A 19939-nucleotide genomic window follows, 5' to 3' on the forward strand; every position below is an offset into this window, starting at 1 on the left:
TTATTTAAGACGGTGGAAAGCTTCTAGCTCAAAAAATATATAGTTACAAAAATATGTAATTATTTTTAGGAATAAAGTGTAAATTAATAAAAAAGAAAACTACGAAATTGTTTAAAATAGTTAATTTTAAAATCATTTATTTGCAACAAAAGTAGAAGTCAAATTAAAGAAAAAAATTGAAAAAAGAGCCTGATATTTTTCTCAGACTCTTTTATCTATTAATCTCTCATAAAGATATCACGTGTAAATACTTTATCTTTTACATCATCTAATTGGCTATCATAACGGTTCACGATAATCGCTTGAGATAATTGTTTGAATTCATCTAAGTCACCGATTACTTCACTGCCAAAGAAAGTGGTACCTGCTTCTAAAGTAGGTTCATAAATGACCACTTTAGCACCTTTCGCTTTGATTCGTTTCATGACGCCTTGAATCGCTGATTGACGGAAGTTATCAGAATTACTCTTCATCGTTAAGCGGTAAATCCCAATAACCGTCTCTTTTTCTCTCGTCTCATCCCAAGTGCCATCATAAGAATGCGCACCACTTAATTCTAATACACGATCTGCAATATAATCTTTACGAGTACGGTTTGATTCAACAATCGCTGTAATCATATTTTGTGGAACATCATCAAAGTTAGCTAATAATTGTTTCGTATCTTTCGGTAAGCAATAACCACCATAACCAAATGAAGGGTTATTATAGTGGGTGCCAATACGCGGATCTAATCCAACACCATCGATAATGTCTTTCGTATTTAAGCCTTTGGTATCGGCATAAGTATCTAATTCATTGAAATAGGAAACACGTAAGGCTAAATAGGTATTGGCGAATAATTTAACCGCTTCTGCTTCTGTGAATCCCATAAATAAGGTAGGGACATCGTCGATTAATGCGCCAGCTTGTAATAATTGTGCAAAGATTTCTGCTTGTTCACGCGATTCTTCATCACAAGAAACGATAATACGTGAAGGATATAAGTTATCGTATAATGCTTTTGATTCACGTAAGAACTCTGGACTGAATAAGATGTTTTTTGTATTGTATTTTTTACGAACAGATTCAGTATATCCAACGGGAATGGTTGACTTAATAATCATCGTCGCATTAGGATTAGCTTTTAATACTATCTCAATCACAGTCTCAACCGCTGAAGTATCAAAGAAATTCAATTTACTATCATAATTAGTTGGAGCCGCGATAATGACATAATCCGCATCAGCATAGGCTTTTTCGCCATCTAAAGTAGCAGTTAAATTCAAATCCTTTTCTGCTAAATATTCTTCGATATAGTCATCTTGAATAGGTGACTTTTTATTATTAATCATGTCTACTTTTTCTTGAACGATATCAACCGCTGTCACTTGATTATGTTGCGCTAATAAGACCGCTAAAGATAATCCAACATAACCTGTTCCAGCAACCGCAATTTTATATGATTTTGGTGCTGCTTTTTTCGTTTCAACTTTTTCTTCTACGAATAATTCAGTCACGTCAAAATTTAATGCTTCTGCCAAGCTTTCTAATTGATTGATCATCGGTAAGTAGTCTAAGTTTTCAATACGTCCGATTAAAGAACGGTTGATGCCGGTCAATTCTGATAATTGGGCTTGCGTTAAATCTTTCGCTTTGCGTTTGTTCGTAACAGTTTCAGCTAATAATTGAACTGATAATTTTTTCATAATGGACTCCTTTGTTATTTAAAGTAACATTTTTATTTAGTAACAAGCAAAATTATACCGTTAATCATATTAAAAAGCAAATTTTTATTGAACATTGATATTTTAAATAACAAAATGGTGGCGTGATGAGTTAAAATAGTGTACAATGAAATCAATCATTAAATATTGAATAGAAAGAGGTATATATATGTCTAAAGTTAGAAAAGCTGTGATTCCAGCAGCAGGACTTGGAACACGCTTTTTACCAGCAACCAAAGCAATTGCTAAGGAAATGATTCCAATTGTTGATAAACCATCGATTCAATTTATTGTAGAAGAAGCATTAGCTTCAGGAATTGAAGAGATTTTAATCGTAACTGGAAAAAGTAAACGTGCGATTGAAGACCACTTTGACTCTAACATTGAGTTAGAATCTAACCTTGAAATGAAAGGTAAACAAGAGTTATTAGATATTGTCCGTGAAACAACTGGTATTAGAATGTTCTTTGTGCGCCAACCCTATCCAAAAGGATTAGGTGATGCGGTATTACAAGCTAAAAGCTTTATCGGTGACGAACCCTTTGTGGTAATGTTAGGTGATGACATCATGCGTGACGAAGTGCCTCTAACTAAACAATTAATCGATGCTTATGAACAAAATCATGCCTCAAACATTGCAGTCATGAAAATGCCGATGGAAGACATTAGTAAATATGGTGTTATCGACATCGAGAGCCAATTAGAAGAAGGCCTATATAATGTTAAAAGATTCGTTGAAAAACCAAAAATGGAAGACGCACCAAGTGATTTAGCGATTATTGGTCGTTACTTATTAACACCAGAAATCTTTGATTTATTAGAAAAACAAGAAGTCGGTGCAGGTGGCGAAGTTCAATTAACTGATGCGATCGATACCTTAAATAAAACCCAACGCGTCTTTGCTAAAGAATTTAATGGACAACGTTTTGACGTAGGTAATAAATTAGAATTTATGAAGTCAAGTATCTTAGTGGGCTTAGAACATGAGGAGATTGGCGAAGAACTAAAAGACTTCGTTAAGAAGATTGCAGAGACATTATAGTCAATTAAATAAAATTATTCGGCGGGCGCAAGTTCGCCGATTTTTTATTGGAAGGGTGTAGGTGAATTTTTTAGGCAGAACAAGGATTAAAAAGGCATAAAGAAATGTTACAATATTATCCTTCGACTAACAGCAAATTAATTAAGAAAACCGGCATTGCTGATGTGACCTCTAACTTTCGGGGATCACATCAGCAATGCCGGTTTTTTAGTTGCCCTCATAGGTTAGAGTTTTTATCTAACTTTTGGAGGCAATATATTTGATTGTCAACTATCATATTGATAATGCTACACTTTGATTTTGATGTTGTTTTCGATATTGCAATGGTGAGACATGGTAGCGCTCTTTAAATTTATTAGAAAAGTAATTACTTGAATAAAAGCCGACCATTTCCGCAATCTGTATAATCGAATGATTAGTTGTTTCTAAAAGGTTTAGCGCATGTTTAAACCGTAAATCTTGTAAGTAATTGATTGGTGAAATGCCTAATTCTTCTTTAAACAGGTGAGATAAGTGATATTTTGAAATATGGGATCGACTTTCAAGTGTCTCAAGTGTGATTTTTTTTGAATAATTATTGTCAATATAGTTTTTAGCTAATGTGACACTTGGACTTAATAGATTTTTCTGGTGATTATCCAAATCAGTATTTGCCTCATTAATAATTGAAAAAATTACAGCGTTGACTAAATGCTCAATAATTTGATTTGTATATTGTTGATGCTTAGCACTTTCTTTAATTATTTGTGTGAATAGGGCTCTAAAAGCAAAAGAATCATCGTTGAACATGATTAAATCATTTTCGCGCATTTGATTAGGAAAAATTATCTCTGGTCCTTTAAAGCCAATGACTACATATTTCAATGGTTTTTCAATAGAAGAGTGTTCCGTATGTTCGATAAAGGGGTTTATAATGACAAGACTATTTTTTTGGACTGGTTGCGTCCCAAAATTGGTTTGCATATGTCCCTCACCCTCAAGAATGAAAATTATTTCAGTAAAATCATGGTAATGCATCACACTATGCCAGTTTGCATCATAACTCGCTTGATTAACGGACCTAATTTCAAAATAAGGCAGATTACTTGGATCTATTTGTCTTTTAATATTGAAATTATAATACATTTTGGACCTCCTAGTCATTTAATCATCATTATTATTTACCAAAAAACATTATTATACAATGTAAGCGTATACTATTTAACAAGAAAATGCAACGTTAACACAAGATATCATATTTTTTCTTTTTTTGAAAACGTTATACTTGGGGCAAGGAGTGAAAAAGTAGTGTGATTTGAAAAGAGCGGATAGCTTTTATTTTTTAAATATTTTGCTATCTAATAAAAAAGCTCCGTTAAATCTTAATGAAAGGATGAGAAAATAAAACAAGTTAGTTAAAGTAAAACATCATTAATCCGTATTCTTAGTGTTAATTTAGTTTCTAAGTCCTATATATTTTTCTTAATGAAATACATTTATAAAAATTTGGGAGGAACAGCATGCGTAATAATAAATTTATGTTTGAAAAGCGACAACGGTTCTCTATACGTAAACTTAGTGTGGGTACTTGTTCTGTAATGATTGGCGCATTTTTATTTGCAGGGCAACCGGTTAGTGCACAGACTGAATTGGATTCCAATGACACACTAGAAAATCCAATTGAAAATACTGCGGTATTAGAAGAATCTACCAATAATAGTATATCTGAAGATACTTTAATCCTTAATGAAGTAAGTTTGATGAAAAAGAGGTGGTTGAAATTAAATTAGGTGAAGAAACTAATCGCGAGATGATGAATGATGAAGATATTGTTGCGGAAACCGATTTAGAAACAGCAGATGTCCCTGAATCAGGTGTGGATGAATCGATTAACATGAATGAAACTGCTAAAGAAGTCATAGAAAATAATACCGAAGTTAATACACCTATTGTGGACGAATCGATTCCTGAAAGCACAGTATCTAGCGAAACGAACCGCGATGAGACTGTTGACGATGAGTTAAGTTTGGAATCTGCAGATGCCATTGAATCGAATCTAGAAGCAACAATAGTTGATGAAACTCAAACTGAGAAAACCAACCAAGCTGAAATGAATTCAGAAACAACCGTACAAAAAATGAATGTTCAATCTGTAAATAAAAATGAAGCTGCAACTGAGAATGATCAAGTTCACACAGAGTGGCAATCAACTTCAACAATTGATGGACCTAGTTCAATCGAAGAGATAGAAGGCGTGCGCTATAATCGTTTATCAGTAACTGAAGAACATGACAATGGGAATAATATTGCTGTTTTTGAAAAAGATGCTCTAAAAGTAGATGACTCTGGTAATTCTACTCTTACATTAGATTTTGTTGATCGTTCAGAATCCTTAGAGGGTCGTTTTGGTGTGATGCTCAACTATAATGATCCAAACAAATATCTTTTTGTAGGTTATGATCGCGGTGGATGGTTCTGGGAATACAAATCAGATGCGGGTTCTGCTTATACAACAGGACCTCGTAGTATCGAGGCTCCAGCTAAAGATGTGTTATCTAAATTAATGATTTCTTTGAAATCTGATGGACAACTGAATGCTACAGTCAATGATCAACAAGCTTTTGACACGGTGAATATTCCTTCAGAAGTATTGAAGGAGGTTCGTGTTTCAAATCGAATTGCTTTAAGACTGGGACAGTATGCTGGTCAAAAAACGGTTATTGATGTCAAAATGGATAATCAGGAAAATGTGGAAACAGAAGCCCCAACCGATACAGTGGATGATACCATTGTGGAAGCAGAGCCTGAAGATCGTTTTGATGTGATTCAATCTGACCAAGTTGTTGCTAAATTCGATAAACTTTTCCCACGTATCAAATCGTATGAGTATGCTGGAGAATACATTCATGGGCAAGTGGTAAGTAGTGATACGGTAAAAGTCAATGGTATTGAAGTAAAACCTGATGTCACTTATGAAAAAATTAATGAAACAACCGTTCTGTATCATTTAAAAATTAAAAATGCTAAAAGTTTCATTGATGCGGATATTGATTTACAAATCAAAACAGTAAATAATCAAGTGCATTTCGATGTACTAAAAATCCAAAATAACAATAATATTACCCATGGACAATTAATTGATAATCCCGATAAATTAATTAAAACATTTGAAATACCGGGGGCACATTTTGTGGCGGTTAGTTCTGATCAAACTGGAGCAAAATTCTCTGGGTCAACATTATCTACCAATACCAAAATCAATGGTGATATCCATACAGACGTTACCCGTACCATGTCAGATCTTGATAAAGGGTTGATGTATGGTTTTGTCTCAACAGAGAAGGTGGCCGTTGGTGTTTGGTCTAATTCACAATATTCAACTAATTTAACGTCTTATGACCGTTTACGGGCGAATAAATTTTCTGCCAATGGAGAAAACTATGTAGGAATTAAAAGTTCACCTTTTATTTATGAAGGCGAACATCAAAATAAAGTATTTGATGCACGTACACTTATTTTGCCATCTGCCAAAATAGTTTTTACTCAAGATATTAATGAGGATGAAAAAGTGGATTGGCAAGATGGCGCGATTGCTTATCGTGAGATAATGAATAATCCAATGGGCTGGGAATATGTTCCAGAATTAGTGGCCTATCGTATCGCAATGAATTTTGGTTCTCAAGCACAGAATCCATTTTTAATGACGCTTGATGGTATTAAAAAGATTAATTTACATACGGATGGTTTGGGTCAATCGATTTTACTAAAAGGTTATGGATCTGAAGGTCATGACTCTGGTCACTTAAATTACGCTGATATTGGGCAACGTATTGGTGGCACGAAGGACTTCAAAACTTTATTAGCATTATCTAAAGAATATGGAGCTCGTTTGGGAATTCATGTTAATGCATCTGAAACTTATCCAGAGTCTAAATACTTTACAGAAGATCGTCTACGTCAAAAAGATGGCTCATTTGCTTATGGTTGGAATTGGTTAGATCAAGGGATTAATATTGATGCACGTTTCGACTTAGCTAATGGTCGCTTTAATCGTTTTATGGATTTAAAAAATGAAATCAGTGAAAACTTGGATTTCGTTTATGTTGATGTATGGGGAAATGGTCAATCGGGTGATAATGGAGCTTGGATGACGCATATATTAGCTAATGAACTGAATGAACTCGGTTGGCGTGCAACCTTTGAGTGGGGTTATGCTGGTGAGTATGATTCTACTTTCCAACATTGGGCTGCGGATTTAACTTATGGGGGCTCAACACTTAAAGGTATAAACTCTAACATCGCTCGTTTTATTCGAAATCATCAGAAAGATTCTTGGATTGGGCAGTTTCCTAAATATGGTGGTTCAGCAGTCTCACCACTTTTATTCGGTTATGATATGAAAGACTTCGAAGGATGGCAAGGACGTTCTGATTACGCTGGCTACATTGATAATTTATTTAAAGTGAATGTACCAACTAAATTTATTCAGCATTTTGAAGTGTCGAATTGGGAAGACGGAGAAGAAGTGACGATGTCAGACGAAGGAAGTAACTATCGTTTCGTTCCAGAAATGAGAATCAAATTAAAAGATAGTGAAGGACGTCAGCTTGAAATTACGCGTAAATCGAATGATCCAACTTCACCAGATTATAATTATCGAACCATTAAATTAGATGGTAAAACAGTTTATGAAAATGATAAGTACTTAATTCCTTGGAATTGGACCGCAATGGGTGATGACCTCGAACAAGCTCAAAGTAAGTTGTATCATTATACGATGACTGCTGGTCAATCCACATGGGAGTTACCAACAGATTGGAACACCGATACCGTTTATCTTTACCGTCTAACAGACTTAGGTCGTGTAGAAGAAAAAGCGATCAAAGTTGTAGATGGGACTATTACAATCGAAACCGAAGCAAGTACGCCTTATGTGATATATCAAGCACCCCAAGCAAATAAGGAAATGACTTGGTCTGAAGGAATGCATCTTAACGATACTGGCTTTAATTCGGGAAGTTTAGACCATTGGGATAAGTCAGGACCAAGTGAAACTGCTACGATTGTACGCTCACAAGGGGATAATCCAATGTTGTCTATCGCAGATAACAATGATCAAGTGGTATTAACGCAAAAACTCACTGACTTAAAACCCAATACCCAATACGCAGCCTATGTAGGAGTGGATAATCGCTCCAATAGTAAAGCAATTATTAAGGTTCATAATGGTAACAAGAGCGTGAGCAATTATACAGAGCAATCGATTGCTTATAATTATGTTCAAGCCAATAGTCATAACACCTTAAAACAAAATGCTACCGTGGATGATACATCCAATTTCCAAAATATGTATGTGTTCTTTACGACTGGAGATGATGTTTCTAATGTAACATTGACATTAATTAAAGAAGCTGGAGAAGGCACAACCTACTTTGATGATCTCCGTATCTTTGAGAATAAATCGACCATGTTTGGAGGAAATCATGATAATGGTGAAGGGGTATTTTTCCAAGATTTTGAAAATGTTGGTCAAGGTATCTTCCCATTTGTTATTGGAGGCGTTGAGGGTGTTCAAGACAATCGTACGCATTTATCAGAAAAAAATGAACCATATACACAACGAGGTTGGAACAATAAGCGCATCGATGATGTTATTGATGGTAATTGGAGTTTAAAAACGAATGGTTTAGATGGTAGAAATAATTTATTGTATCAAACTATACCACAAAACTTTAGATTTGAAGCTGGAAAAACTTATCGTGTAAGTTTCGATTATGAGTCAGGTTCTGATAATAGTTATGCCTTTGTTGTTGGATCAGGAAGATATAGTGCCCCAGAACATTTGACTTCTTATCTCCTAAATAATACTTGGAAGGATTCAGATAAGGCGAAAAGAGTCAATTATTTAGTAACAGGTGATGAAACAGGGCAAACTTGGGTAGGAATATTCTCAACGACTCAAGCGAGAGATAGTCATGGAACTTCAGGTAACCAATCCAACTTTGAAGGATATGGAGACTTTATAATGGATAACTTGTTAATTGAAGAGGTAGAAGTAACGCCAGAATTGATTATCGAACAAGGATTATCCTATCTTATTCCAGTAGAAGATGGCATTTATGATGAAGCAACATTGAGAGCTTATAAGGATGCTATAAGAAAAATAGTCGATGCCGATGCGTCAGAATTGACGGTTGATCAGGCTAATAATTTAGTCGATCGTGCTCTTGAAAAGAAATTTGCCTTGAAAGAGAAAAAAGATCAAATTATGTGGGACGATGTGGCTTCTTCAACGGCTAATGAACAGGATGAAGACCAAGCAATTAGTAAAGCACTCGATAAAAATGAAAATTCTTTATGGCACAGTGAATGGAGTGGAGGCGGTGTTGGTCAACCAGCAACCCTCAACCTGAAAGAAGCAATTGGCATTACTCATTTTGATTATATCCCCCGTTCTAGTGGTGTTAACGGACGTGTAAAAGCAGGAAAATTAGAAATCATCGATGATAATAACCAAAGTTTTATTTTTGATTTTTCAGATTGGGAAAATAATAGTGAAACTAAAACGATTGATTTTGGCAAGACTTTAAATGCTGTTAAAATTATATTTACTGCAACTTCTACGTATGGTAATAGTGAAGGAGAGGTTGATAAGTATGTTTCAGCGGCAGAATTAAGATTTAGAACGATTCTTGATTTAGAGGATGAATTAGACCTCGATCCTTATGAAAAAGCATTAGAATCAGCCAAAAATCGTCAAGCCTCTGCAGAAGAGATTAAAGAAATTTCGGATCGCTTTGACCGTTATCAAGAATTAAATATCATGACTCCAACCGCTCAAGAGGAACTAGTAGAGGCGCTCAATGCTTTAGAAGGAGAAGTACCTTCAGATAATGAAGAAACACCAGTTGAAGAGGAAACACCTTCTGAAGAGGAGGAGACTCCAAATGAAGAAGAATCACCATCTGAAGATGAAGAGACTCCAAGTGAAGAGGAAACACCTTCTGAAGATGAAGAGACTCCAAGTGAAGAGGAAACACCTTCTGAAGAGGAGGAGATTCCAAGTGAAGAAGAAACACCTTCTGACGATGGAGACACTCCTGCTGAAGAGGAAGAAGCACCTGAGAAAGAGGATGACTTGACGAAGGATAACGACCTCACAAAAAATAAGGACGGTAATCAAGATAAAACTAGTCCAGAGGTTAGTGATGTAAAAGCAATAAATAAGGAAAGCACTTTACCTGAAACAGGTGAAGCTAAACCATATGCTATCTTTGGTGCTGCAGCAACTGCCATTTTAATAAGTTTAGGATTGATTTCATCTGATAGAAAAGAAGAAGTTTAAAACGTCAAGGTCTATTATTATAGTCGTCATTAGCATATAAATCATAATTTATCGGATGTTTGGGGGAAGCCATAAGAAATGAAAAATCAAAAATTTTCATCTTATGGCTTATCCCACTTTTTAATTTTTCTAAACATTTTAACAACATAATGCAACGTTATCGCAAGATATTACATTTATTATTGTTATGAAAGCGTTATACTAAAGGTGTAATAAAAAAAGGAAAGGAAGATTTCACATGAAAAAAGCCCTAATGTCATTAGCTGTTTCAGTTATCGCCTTGTCAAGTTTATCAGTTTCAAATATTTCAGCAGAGGAAAAAACAGTCATTGATTTTGCAGCTGTTGAGACGGCATATGGAACCGAAGTTTGGAATGAAATAATGGAGGCTTACAAAGAAGTCAATCCAAATGTAGAGTTCGAATTTATGCAAGAAAAAGAAATTGAAGATGCTCTGTCACCAAGATTACAATCAGGTGATTTTCCAGATGTTGTCATGTTAGCTTTAAGTCGCCAAAAAGCTTTACCAGAAGCTTTAATTAAGGATCATGCTTTAGCTGAGCTTACCGATATTAAAGAAATGACGGTCCCTGGTGAAGAAGCAACGGTTGCTGATAAGTTATTAGATGGCTTTACTGCCTCTTCGTCTACTAATCCTTATGGGGATGATAAAACTTATTTGATGCCAATGTTCTATAGTCCAACAGGCTTATTCTATAATAAAGCATTATTTGAAGAAAAAGGTTGGGAAGTGCCTCAAACTTGGGATGAAATGTGGGATTTAGGTGAGAAAGCTAAAGCTGAAAATATCGCCTTATTCACTTATCCTACGGCTTCATATTTAGATACTTTCTTCTCATCCGTTATTCTTGGAGCTGGAGGACAAGAATTATTTGACTCCGCTATGAAATATGATAAAGCGGTCTGGGAAGGTGAAGAATTAACTAATATCTTTGAAGTATTAGGTAAATTAGCTGAAAACACTGAACCGACTACTGTCGCAAATGCGAATGCCGATGGCTTTACGCGTAATCAACAACTTGTTTTAGATAATAAAGCCTTATTTATGCCAAATGGTACATGGGTTGTGGGTGAAATGTCAGAAGCACCGAGAGCGGAAGGTTTTGAATGGGGAATGGCGCCAATTCCAACTACAAGTGAAGACAGTGAGCGTTATGCTTACACCTTCTTAGAACATATTTGGGTTCCTGAAGCAGCCGAAAATAAAGACGCAGCCAAAGAATTTATTGCTTTCTTATATTCTGATAAAGCAGCAGAAATTTTTGCGAAACATGGTGCTGTTCAACCAATTCAAGGTATCAATGAAAAATTACCTGAAGATCAACAAGTTTTCTATAATATTTATGAAGACGGCACCTTACCTGGTATGGGTGGATTTGTGTCAGTTGAATCAATTGAAGGGGTTGACTTAGGTGGTACCTTATATGGTAGCTTCGATTCAGTTGTATCAGGCGATTTATCAGTAGCAGATTGGCAAAAGAGTGTCGTTGAAATGATGGAAAAATTCGAAGCAGTATTACCTGCTGAGTAGTTTAGTTTTTAGAAATGTCTACTTTGTGGGTGGACATTTCTTATTTTTTATTAGTGTGAAAAGAGAGTGATGAAATGGATACGAAAAAATCAAGAACACGATTTGCTTGGATGTGTGTACTTCCTGCGACTATTTTGTTCTTTGTCTTTATGCTTTATCCTACAATTGAAGTTTTTAGAATGTCTTTATACAAATGGAGTGGGTACACTGCGAATAAAACATTTGTCGGTTTAAATAACTTTAAAATATTGATGTCTGATATGAAGTTTATTCATGCTTTTCAAAATACCATTTTAGCAATTGTGATAGTAACGATTGTGACTTTAACGATTTCAATATTTTTTGCGGCCGTCTTATCAAGAGAAAAAATTGTGGGACAGAATTTCTTCAGAATCATTTTTTATATCCCTAATATTTTATCAATTGTCGTCATTGCGGGGATTTTCTCAGCAATCTATAATCCAACCCAAGGTTTATTAAATTCTATTTTAAATTTATTCCGAGGAAATGAAACACCAATTTTATGGCTAGGCGATAAACATTTAGTGAATTATGCGATTATCGGAGCCCTCATTTGGCAAGCGATTGGTTATTACATGGTCATGTATATGGCGGGAATGGCTAATATACCAGATAGTTTTTATGAAGCAGCAGATTTAGATGGGGCAGGCAAGTTTAAACAGTTTTTTGCGATTACATTACCTTTAGTGTGGAATAATATTCGTACAACTTTAGCCTTTTTCATCATTAGTACGATTAATTTAAGTTTCTTATTGGTTCAAACGATGACGTCTGGCGGACCTAATGGAGCGAGTGAAGTAGTCCTTTCTTATATGTTTAATCAAGCATATACCAATGGTGTAAGAGGATATGGAATGGCTATCGGGGTCATCATTTTTATTTTTTCATTCTTATTATCTGCCATTATTAGTGTGATTACGAAGCGAGATATTTTAGAATATTAGAAAGGAGGCATATACGTGAATCAATCAAGTAATAAATTATACAAGATTTTTATTTATTTTGTTCTGATAATGTTAGCGATCTCAATTATCGTTCCAGTTGGTTGGGTATTTTTAGCCTCTTTAAAACAAAATAGTGAGTTTTATCATTCACCTTGGAATTGGCCGAAAGGCTTTTATTTCCAAAACTTTATCGATGCTTGGAATCGTGCCAGTATGGGAGAAAATTTATGGAATTCAGTGATCGTAACGGCGATGGCGTTAATCATATTACTGGTAACGGCTTTACCTTCTGCCTATGTGCTAGCACGATTTAATTTTCCAGGTAAAAGAATTTTACAACAATTGTTTAAGGGTGGCCTCTTTATTAACGTTAACTATATTGTGGTGCCGATTTTCTTAATGTTAGTGGATTTGCAAAAAATAGAGATTATGCCTTTATTATTAAATAATCGTTTTATTTTGGCTTTAGTTTATGCTTCAACGGCTTTACCTTTTACCATTCATTTATTGTCGAGTTATTTTATTTCGTTGCCTAGTACCTTTGAAGAAGCAGCTTCGATTGATGGAGCGAGTCATTTTACGACCATGCTTAAAATTATGATTCCAATGGCGAGACCAAGTATTATTACGGTTATTTTATTCAATTTTTTAAGTTTTTGGAATGAATACATTATTTCATTTACATTAATGACGAAACAAGAGTTAAAAACATTGCCAGTTGGTTTAATGAATTTAATGGCTGCTCAAAATGCCGCTCAACAATACGGTCAGTTGTATGCCGGGATGGTATTGGTGATGTTACCAACATTAATATTGTATATATTTGTACAGAAACAACTGACAGAAGGAATGACCGCTGGCGGTTCTAAAGAATAATTGAAGGAGTATGAAAATGGCGAAATCAAAAGGAAGAGTTACTTTACCAAGTGAGAATAATTTTTTAGAAGAGACAAAAGAGTTAATGGCACGTTGGGGTGCGGATGCGATTCGCGATTCGGACGGGACTAAATTGTCCGATGATATTAAATCATTGGATGCTAAAATCTATACGACCTATTTTGTAGCTAGAAATCATAATGATTTTATTAAGGATCATATGGAGGAATGTCAACAATTATATTTGATGTCACAATTTAATTTAGCTACCGAGACCTCATTAACCATTAGTTTGATGGATGGTTATTATCGTGAACAATTAACGCCTAATTTTGATAATGATCCCAAAGAATGGTGGGAAGTGATCGACCGTACGACCAATCAAGTGGTACCGATTGAGGATTGGTGCGTGAATCAACAAGATGAGACTTTAGAGATTAACAATACCATTCCATTTCATGAATATACCGTTTCTTTTCTAGCATATAAGATTTGGGATCCTACTCATATGTATAATCATATGACTAATAATTGGGGCGACGAGGTTCCCCATGATATTCCATTTAATGTTACAGGGCTACATTCTAATCAATATATGTCAGATTATTTAGAAAAATGGTGTCAGGAAAATCCGCAAACCGATGTGGTTCGCTTTACAACATTCTTTTATCATTTCACTTTAATTTTTAATGATTTAGCAAAAGAAAAATTTGTGGATTGGTTTGGCTATGGTGCTTCGATTTCTACTGAAGCTTTGGAATTATTTGCTAAAGAGAAAGGCTATCGTCTACGTCCTGAACATATTGTTGATCAAGGATATTATAATACAACGCATCGCAATCCAAGTAAAGAATATTTAGATTATATTGATTTTACAAGTCGATATGTGGCGCAACAAGCGAAGAAATTAGTCGATATTGTTCATTCTCATGGGAAAGAAGCAATGATGTTCCTAGGAGATAATTGGATTGGTACCGAGCCTTATGGCAAATATTTTAAAGAGATTGGATTAGATGCAGTAGTAGGTTCCGTTGGGGGTGGCGCAAGTTTGCGTCTGATTTCTGATATTCCTCATGTTAACTATACAGAAGGACGCTTTTTACCTTACTTTTTCCCTGATGTTTTTAAAGAAGGCAATGATCCCACAATCGAAGCTAATCAAAATTGGTTGACAGCGAGAAGAGCTATTATGAGAAAACCAGTCGACCGTATCGGATATGGTGGCTATTTAAGCTTAGCTTATCAATTCCCTAAATTTGTTGATTATATTGAACAAATAACCGATGAATTTCGTGAGATTTACGATATCGTAAAAGATACCAAACCTTATAGCGCCCTTAAAGTAGGGATTTTAAATGCTTGGGGCAAATTACGGACTTGGCAAAGTCATATGGTGGCTCACGAATTACCTTATAAGCAAACATATTCATACATGGGAATTATGGAAGTTTTAAGTGGAGCCGCTGTAGAGGTTGAATTTATTAGCTTTGATGATGTGATGGAACAGGGTGTCCCAGAAGATATTGATGTTTTAATTAATGCTGGCGATGCTGGAACCTCCTTTAGTGGTGGCAGTTTTTGGGCAAATGAAAAATTAGTAACGGCTATCCGTCGATTTGTGTATCAAGGTGGGGGTTTAATTGGTGTAGGGGAACCAACAGCTTACCAACATGGTGGACGCTATTTTCAATTAGGCGACATTTTAGGGGTTGAACGTGAAATAGGCTATAGTTTATCAGTCGATAAATATTTTACTCAACAAGTTGACACCCATTTTATTACCGAAGACATCAAGGATGTTAACAAAGTGAATTTTGGTGAAAGTGTGAAAAATGTCTATGCCCTCTATCATGATACCGAAGTGATTGAATTCAGTTCTGGTCAGTCAGATAATGAGGCGAATGGTGTCGTTTTACCAGCGAATGCAGAAGGTAAAGAATTTGGAGAAGTCCATCTAGCGGCCCACAATTATGGACAAGGTCGTGGCGTTTATATTGCTGGCTTACCTTATAGTGTTGAAAATGCCAGAATATTGATGCGTGCTTTATATTTTGCAGCGAATAAAGAAGCTGAATTTAATAAATGGAACAGTACTAACTTGAATATTGAAGTGCATGCTTATCCAGAGAAAAAGAAATATGCAGTGATAAATAATACCAATTATCCGCAAACAACTATCGTTTATCTTGATAATAATGAATCCATTGAGATGCATTTGGATCCGAGTGAAATACGTTGGGGGGATATAAAATGAAGGCTAATATAAGAACGATTATTCGCTTTATTGTCTTTTTTATCTGCTTATTTATTATCATTTATTTTCAAAGAACAACAGGCATTAAGCAACTTATCTATATGTTAATGGGCTTAGCGGGTATCCTAATTGTTATTTTTGATTATAATTACGAATTTAACCATCCGAAAAGAGAGTAGAAGAAGAGGGATAAGTGATGAAAAAAGCTATTGGAATTGATATTGGTGGCACCAAAACAGCTATTGCCATTATTAATCAAGATGGAACAATCGCAAAACGCTATGATTATCCAACAGAAACAAATGATAGTGAAAAATTATTTGAATTAATCGTCAATGGAATCGATCGCTTGCTAGTCGAGACGAAGACGGCCATGACTGATTATTGCGGAATTGGCTTAGGAGTGCCTGGAAAAGTGGATGAGATCAATGGCATTGCAATTTATCAAAATAACGTTTTATGGCACAATTTTCCAATTGTGGAGCGCTTAAGTACCGTTTATCCGCAAACGAAAATAAAAATTGACAATGATGTTAAAGCAGCGGCATACGCCGAGTATCGTTTATTACAACTCGAAGCAAACGATATGTTTACCTATTTAACGATTTCGACGGGTATCGCCTGCACCAACATCATTAATGAGATGATACTAAGAGGTAGTGGCTTTTCAGGAGAAGTAGGCTTTTTACAAATAAAGACACCAAGAGGTACTAGACCGCTAGAATCTATCGCGTCTGGCCCGGCAATTGCTGAGTATGGTCAATTGTTATACTCGAATAAAGACATCACTACAGCGGATGTGTTTCACTTATGGGAACAAGGTGATGATCAAGCGACTACGATTATTAATGAAAGCATGGATGCGATTGTAAAGACTTTATATGCGATTATTTGTCTACTCGATCCAAAATATATTTTACTTGGTGGCAGTGTAGCACTTAAAAATCCTCATTACATTCATGCTGTTAAGCAAAAATTAGCACCGTATCTTCATCCAGAACAAGAACATATTTTACAAAATATTACACTATCAAAACTGGATGGACATAATGGTTTAATAGGAGCAGGGCTATTAGTCATTCCTTAATATTTTATAGTCATTGAACGTCAAGAAAAGACCTTAGATAGACCATTGTAATCAATTGGTCTACCCAAGGTCTTTTATTAATTGTGTGAAAAGAAGGGGTTAATAGGTGTGTGTAATGTTGTGGCGTTAACCATCTGTGTCCATAGCGTAAAATATCTTGTGTAACCTCGGAGTCTCCCTGGAAAAAGAGACCTCTTTTTTGTAAGATTGTAATAACAACAAAACAATCACAAACAGGAGGTCCCTCATGAAAGATTTTAACACAAAATTAATCACAGCACTAGCACAAGGTGAATCGGTTCATGAAATATTTCGTCAAGCTTTAGAAGAAGCTATTAACCTACTCCTTGAAAGCGAAAGAACGGTTTTTCTTAATTATGAGAAATGGGAAGTGAAAGGCTACAATACCGGCAATTCAAGAAATGGTTATTATTCCAGAACATTAACGACAGAATACGGTAAGCTACAGCTCAAAATACCAAGAGATCGATTAGGTCTGTTTGATATTAAAACGATTCAATGTCTTCAACAAGCCCCTAATCACTTAGAAGAGATGATCATTTTAATGTATCAAAAAGGTGTGACAACACGCGATATCTCAGACCTCATTGAAAAAATGTATGGTCACCACTATTCGCCAACGACTATCTCTCATCTTTCTAAAACATTTGAAGAAGAGTTAGCTGCTTACCGACAACGCCCTATTAAGCAAGACTATGTTTGTCTATATTGCGATGCCACCTTTATCCCTGTAAGACGTGGGAGTGTGTCTAAAGAAGCTGTCCATACCATTATTGGAATTGATGCTCAAGGCTATAAAGAAATACTCGATTTTCAAGTCTATCCGACAGAGTCCTCCTTGCACTATCGTGAAATGCTACAAGACCTAAAACAAAGAGGGCTCGAAAATGTGTTTCTCTTTGTGTCAGACGAATTAACAGGCTTAGCGGAAGCGTTAACCAATGAGTTTCCAATGGCCCTTCATCAAACCTGTTGGACTCATCTGCTGAGACATTTCGCCATGAAAGTACGGGTGAAAGATCGTCAAGAAGTATTAGAAGGGCTAAAAAAAGTCCCTAAAGCTGGTAGTATCGTAGAAGCCACGCGCTTACTTAATGAATTTATTCAGACTTGGAAAGGGACTTATCCAAAATTGGTAGAACAATTAAGACGAAAAAAGAACCTTTTCTCGTTCATGCATTTTCCCAAAGAGATATGGCCATCACTTTATACAAACAATCTATCCGAGGCCTTTAATAAGCAATTGAAGAAGCGAACGAAAATTAAAGAACAATTTCCACATGAGGCGTCCCTAGAAAAGACAGTCTATTGTTATGTCATAGAATATAATGCCAAGTTCGCAAATCGTATTCATAAAGGCTTTGGGAAGGTTGCATTTGAACTTCAACTGCTGATAGATCTCAAAAGGCCGGTTAATGAATTCAACTTAAGAAGAGAAACAGAAAAATCCTCAAGTATCATGTGAGGCTTAACTAGCGCCCTTCGGTTGCTGGCCTTGCCTTTTAGATGGATTATCTTGTTGAGAGGAAGTACAAGTTCACTGGTCGTTATGATAATTCATCTAAAAGGCAAGGTGAAATTCAATAAATAGTTATTAATTATATTACAATCTTAATATGCAGGTTACACAAAATATTTGACACTACCTCTGTGTCAGTAGAGATTGATAGTGTGGCTTTAATGAGGCATTCCTAATTTATGCGTCAATAGCGATTAATAGGGCATGTGTGAGACAGTTGCATTACTTATATGCATCAATAGCGATTAACAAGTGTGTTTGTTGGCTTGTTGTTAATCTTTTTGATCAATAGACATTATCCAGTATGCTAATGAGGTTGCTTTCATCACTTAAAGTGAGATTACAAGATGGTTTATTCTACTTTATTTTTAAGCGGTAGGATTCACAATAGTAAAATTGTCAACTAATTATTATTTGAATTGTCAATATTTTATTGGGTTCTGCAATCCACCTTTAACGAATAATTTTTAAAAATTTGGAATGATTGAAGATTATTAACTTTAAATAGGTAAGGAGCCGTTCAATATATGATTGAATTATATTTTTAGAGTTATTATTTAACTATTAATCAAGGTCTTATTTACAGAAAAATCGGTATGGTATTCTATATAAGACTTTCTAACAACATAATGATTATTTTTAAAAGATTCTTTTGAAAATTGAGATGGTGTTTTTCCAGTGTATTTTTTAAATACACGATTAAAGGTTCTAAGATTGTTAAAACCATTACTAAAGGCGATTTCAGTAAAATTCTTTGTAGACCAATAGATATCTGAAATTGAATTTTCTAATCGTATCATATTAACATAATCTGTAAAATTATAATTTGTACGCATTTTAAAAAAAGTTGAGAAATAACTCTCAGTCATATTCATAATTGAGGAAACATCTTTCAAGCGAAGATTGTCTGTATAATTATTCTCAATGTACTCAATCACTTTTTTTAGTAATAAATTTTCTTCCTCGTATTCAGTTAAACTACTTCTTTTTTCCCTTTGTTGAGTTACTCTCATTAAATTGATACAAATATATTGTATTAAAGAACAAATGATCTTTTCGTATAAAATGTCTTTTTTATTAAATTCTTTTTCTAAGTCATCATGTAAATTGAATATTGTATTATACAAATGATTTTCAATTAAAGTTTTTTTAGAAACTATAGGATTAACTAATTGGAAACCATTAAAAGTATTATCTATTAGACGATAATCAAATATTAAGAAATCAAGTTCATTATTTACATGTCTCGCTGTACTATAATGTACTAGTCCGCCATCACAAATAATTAAGTCCCCAGTATTTGCTGTAAACGAAGAACCATTAATGATAATTTGAATTTTCCCTTTTCTTACAAAAATAAACTCTATTTCAGAGTGCCAATGAGGAACAAAGTGAACATTAGCATATCTTTTTGTCCAAACTTTTAATCTAGTTGGATAATATCTTGTTTCATAAAAAGCTCTCATTTTATTCACCTCTATATTTATTTTAATCAAAATCAAAAGAAATGTCTAATTGAAGAAAAATTATTGCTAGCTATGTAAACGGTTTAATTGTAAAGTATATATTAAAGTAAATATTAAAAAATTATGG

The 19939-nt window shown here is 34.8% G+C and carries 13 protein-coding genes; 10 read left to right on the forward strand and 3 right to left on the reverse strand.

The genetic code is table 11. From position 1 onward, the window contains the following. Nucleotides 1–218: 218 nt before the first annotated feature. Entirely contained in the window at nt 219–1688 is a 1470-nt protein-coding gene (locus tag CYJ72_RS09735) for a nucleotide sugar dehydrogenase (RefSeq protein WP_284629676.1), read from the reverse strand. A gap of 187 nt (nt 1689–1875) precedes the next feature. On the opposite strand from CYJ72_RS09735, the gene galU reads away from it, so the two are divergent. After that, a complete protein-coding gene (gene galU, locus CYJ72_RS09740; protein WP_284629678.1) occupies nt 1876–2748 on the forward strand; it encodes a UTP--glucose-1-phosphate uridylyltransferase GalU in 873 nt (290 codons plus the stop codon). A gap of 273 nt (nt 2749–3021) precedes the next feature. Here galU and CYJ72_RS09745 read toward each other — a convergent pair whose 3' ends face one another. Continuing rightward, nucleotides 3022–3873 (reverse strand): AraC family transcriptional regulator, encoded by an 852-nt coding sequence (locus tag CYJ72_RS09745; protein ID WP_284629680.1) that lies wholly within the window; start codon nt 3871–3873, stop codon nt 3022–3024. Nucleotides 3874–4247: 374 nt separating this feature from the next. On the opposite strand from CYJ72_RS09745, the gene CYJ72_RS09750 reads away from it, so the two are divergent. The 9 genes from CYJ72_RS09750 (at nt 4248) to CYJ72_RS09790 (ending at nt 18292) form a co-directional block, all read left to right on the forward strand. Continuing rightward, nucleotides 4248–4517: a YSIRK-type signal peptide-containing protein gene (locus CYJ72_RS09750; RefSeq protein ID WP_066124919.1), complete on the forward strand. Its 270-nt coding sequence runs from the start codon at nt 4248–4250 to the stop codon at nt 4515–4517. After that, the gene (locus tag CYJ72_RS09755) at nt 4499–10072 is read left to right on the forward strand and encodes an endo-alpha-N-acetylgalactosaminidase family protein (protein ID WP_284629683.1); all 5574 of its coding nucleotides are present in this window, start codon (nt 4499–4501) and stop codon (nt 10070–10072) included. Before CYJ72_RS09750 ends, CYJ72_RS09755 begins: the two co-directional genes overlap by 19 nt. Before the next feature lie 238 nt (nt 10073–10310). Beyond that, nucleotides 10311–11624, forward strand: a complete 1314-nt coding sequence (locus tag CYJ72_RS09760) for a carbohydrate ABC transporter substrate-binding protein (protein WP_284629685.1) — start codon at nt 10311–10313, stop codon at nt 11622–11624. 74 nt (nt 11625–11698) lie between these two features. Further along, nucleotides 11699–12589: a carbohydrate ABC transporter permease gene (locus CYJ72_RS09765; protein ID WP_066124913.1), complete on the forward strand. Its 891-nt coding sequence runs from the start codon at nt 11699–11701 to the stop codon at nt 12587–12589. A 15-nt stretch (nt 12590–12604) separates the two neighbouring features. Then, nucleotides 12605–13465: a carbohydrate ABC transporter permease gene (locus CYJ72_RS09770; RefSeq protein WP_284629688.1), complete on the forward strand. Its 861-nt coding sequence runs from the start codon at nt 12605–12607 to the stop codon at nt 13463–13465. A 16-nt stretch (nt 13466–13481) separates the two neighbouring features. Further along, nucleotides 13482–15719: a 1,3-beta-galactosyl-N-acetylhexosamine phosphorylase gene (gene gnpA, locus CYJ72_RS09775; protein ID WP_284629690.1), complete on the forward strand. Its 2238-nt coding sequence runs from the start codon at nt 13482–13484 to the stop codon at nt 15717–15719. Further along, nucleotides 15716–15898, forward strand: a complete 183-nt coding sequence (locus CYJ72_RS09780) for a DUF6903 family protein (RefSeq protein ID WP_071407748.1) — start codon at nt 15716–15718, stop codon at nt 15896–15898. The genes gnpA and CYJ72_RS09780 overlap by 4 nt, the downstream gene beginning before the upstream one ends. A 17-nt stretch (nt 15899–15915) precedes the next feature. Then, the gene (locus CYJ72_RS09785; RefSeq protein ID WP_101813142.1) at nt 15916–16806 is read left to right on the forward strand and encodes an ROK family protein; all 891 of its coding nucleotides are present in this window, start codon (nt 15916–15918) and stop codon (nt 16804–16806) included. Nucleotides 16807–17053: 247 nt separating this feature from the next. Next, the gene (locus tag CYJ72_RS09790) at nt 17054–18292 is read left to right on the forward strand and encodes an IS256 family transposase (protein ID WP_066127251.1); all 1239 of its coding nucleotides are present in this window, start codon (nt 17054–17056) and stop codon (nt 18290–18292) included. Between the two features lie 611 nt (nt 18293–18903). On the opposite strand, the gene CYJ72_RS09795 is transcribed toward CYJ72_RS09790, so the two are convergent. Next, nucleotides 18904–19812, reverse strand: coding sequence for an AraC family transcriptional regulator (locus CYJ72_RS09795; protein WP_284629694.1), 909 nt, complete (start codon nt 19810–19812; stop codon nt 18904–18906). Between the last annotated feature and the right edge of the window lie 127 nt (nt 19813–19939).

The organism is Globicatella sanguinis (assembly GCF_002847845.2).
In the GTDB taxonomy this organism is placed as follows: domain Bacteria; phylum Bacillota; class Bacilli; order Lactobacillales; family Aerococcaceae; genus Globicatella; species Globicatella sanguinis.